The 2408-nt window shown below is 66.4% G+C and carries 3 protein-coding genes; 1 reads left to right on the forward strand and 2 read right to left on the reverse strand.

Annotated elements, in window-relative coordinates; all coding sequences use genetic code 11:
- The first annotated feature begins 340 nt into the window (after positions 1-340).
- A complete protein-coding gene (locus tag JTJ31_RS23475; protein WP_207541170.1) occupies positions 341-643 on the forward strand; it encodes a hypothetical protein in 303 nt (100 codons plus the stop codon).
- Between the two features lie 81 nt (positions 644-724).
- Here the strand turns inward: JTJ31_RS23475 and JTJ31_RS23480 are convergent, their stop codons facing one another.
- On the reverse strand, positions 725-1339 hold the full coding sequence (locus tag JTJ31_RS23480) for a hypothetical protein (RefSeq protein WP_207541171.1): 615 nt from the start codon (positions 1337-1339) through the stop codon (positions 725-727).
- Between the two features lie 452 nt (positions 1340-1791).
- Positions 1792-2408, reverse strand: a 617-nt coding sequence (locus JTJ31_RS23485) for a M10 family metallopeptidase C-terminal domain-containing protein (RefSeq protein ID WP_207541172.1), incomplete at its 5' end; no start/stop codon positions are given.

Raw genomic sequence — 2408 nt, forward strand, 5'->3', positions numbered from 1 at the left:
TATCCGCGATGCTGAATCTGGGTCCGCTGGGATTTGGGATTCTCCGCGCATGGAGGCCTCCGCTTCTCTCGTGGAAGGGTCCGTCTGCCAGCGGTTCGCGCGGTGCGGTCGGTGTCCAACGACGGGCCTGGCCGTCGCCGTGCGGTAGGGATGCTCTGCCGCCGACAGGCCACGATAGCAGTGCACTTGAGTGAGTGACAGGAGAAAGGTGGGGGCGCACGGGAGGCTTCCGGGCCTAGCGCGATAAGCTTAAGGCCACGCCGGCTTAGCCTTGCCAGCAGCAGCCCCACACTGCGAAAGCTCGTGACGCGTCCGGCGCGGCAGCCCGAGCGGGTGGCGCGTGGGCGAGCCGGTGCAGGTGAGCGGGTTGCGCCGCCCAGATGTACGCATCACGGCCAACCGCCCGGATATCGGGCCCGACCCACAGCGCGCGCCCCTCCATGGCGGTCTGCGGAGCGATGCGGGGGTTCTGCGGATTGGCACCCTCGTGCTTAGCCTGCCACCGGGAATGACCCAGCCGCGTGGCGGCGCCGTGATTGCCACCGGTTGCGTGGAAGCTGGGCGGATGATCGTGGATACGCTGCGAAGCGACCTGCAGGTGAGCAGCCGCCGCGCTTCTTCGGAGGCGGGGAAATGCGGCTGATGCTGAGCTGGCCCGTATAGGCGCCGAGGCTCCCGCCTTGTTGCATCCCCGCTTCGGCGAGGGCCCCGGTGCCCAATCTGCTTAGGGCGTTGCCAGGATGATGGTGCCACCCATCACGACACGCGGAGGAGTGGGCGCAACAGCTGCCCCCTTATCGCGGATGACCTCCATGATGCGCTCATGTGCGCGCACTGCATTCTCGCGCGTGTCGAACAAGGTGACGACCGCAGCCCGATTGCTGTCTCCTTCGGCCATGGCCACGTAGAGGCCACGAAAGCCAGGCGCCCCGGTGATGACCGGCACTGTGTTCTGCTGCGCCCAACCTGGCGGCAACGAGAGATCGGAGTATTTCCGGATCAGCACGAAGAGGGATTGCCCCGAGCCGGCATCCTGCTCGCGCTCCCGCGCGACTTCGGCAATATCCGTCTCGCCGGTGAATATCTCAGGCGGGTCCGGCAGGAGGTCCCGCATTTCCGTCTGGACCCACTGATGGGCTGCGTCATTGGCACGGGTCGCCGCCGAACGGTCGTCGAAGATCGACACCGACGCCGCATCGCCATCCTCGCTGGCGAAGGCACAGTAACCGCGGAAGCCAGGTGCTGCCTTGAGGATTGGGACAAGCCCTGATTCGACCTTACGAGCGATCTCATCTGCGCGGGCACCGGCGCCCGCGTAACGCCTCAGCGTGATGTACATGCCGTCCTCCCTGCTGATCGCATGGCCCGGCGCTCGGACGCTGCGCCTGTGGCTGCGAAAAGTCAAAGAGATTGCCCGTCCGTAATGCAGGACGCTTCGCTGTGCTCACCGCCCGCTTCAGCTTCCTTCCGGCCAGCGTCCACTCACGTCGGATGGAGTGTCCCCAAATGCCTCTGCGGTCGCGCACTGAGTTCGATGGGACCTTAGGCCCTCATTGATGGCGGGCATCGCTGCGCACAGATTGCGGTGCATGGCGAGGCGTGCCCGCGTGATGTCGTGGCGCGCGATGAACTGCGCCGGTGACGTTGGAGCTATAGCTCCGCCTGATGGCGCGGGCTTTGATCAACTTCAGGCGGTCTCCTGCTCAAGCCTCACGATGCTGATGTCCAGCACGCCCAACGGCAGTGCGACGCCGCCGGACCCCTGCTTGGTGGGGCCCGGCGCAGATCGTCTCAGACGAAGGAGAAGTCCTTTTGGGAGAGCATGGCGGCCTTGAGGCCGTCCAAGGTCACGGCCATGTCGGCGACCGCATCCCCGTTCACGTCCAGCTGCAGGGTCGAGGTCGCGTCCTCAAAGCGGGCCTGGGTGAAGCCCAGCTTGGTGAAGCCGTTCGCGCCCAGCCACATGAAGTTCTTCTGTCCCAGCCCCTCGAAGGCCAAGAGGTCCTGGCCGGGCGTGAAGTCGGTGATGCGGTCAGGCGCCGCCAGCATCGAGTCCAGCGTGGACTTGAACAGGAACCGATCAGGCCCGCTCCCGCCGGTCAGCCGGTCCTGGCCCATGCCGCCATAAAGCACGTCCGCCCCGCCGCCGCCGATCAGGGCGTCGTCCCCGGCCCCACCTTCCAGCCGCGTGGCGGTGTTGCCCTTGGCGATGATCCAGTCCGAGCCCGAGTTGCCCAGCACGAGTTCCGTGTTGGACACGGTAACGCTGTTGGTGCCGGCGGCGAGCTTGAGCGTGTCCGTGCCGCTGCCCAGCTCCACCACCATGCCGTTCACGGCTTGGGCCAGCGTCACGACATCCACCCCGTTGCCGCCCACGACGCGCTCGATCCCCTGAAGCTGGATCGTGT

It is taken from the genome of Sabulicella rubraurantiaca (assembly GCF_017355885.1).
GTDB lineage: Bacteria > Pseudomonadota > Alphaproteobacteria > Acetobacterales > Acetobacteraceae > Roseococcus > Roseococcus rubraurantiacus.

Excerpts from the sequence above, each read along its gene's own strand:
- JTJ31_RS23480 (WP_207541171.1), bottom strand. The coding sequence starts at position 1,339 with ATGTACATCACGCTGAGGCGTTACGCGGGCGCCGGTGCCCGCGCAGAT.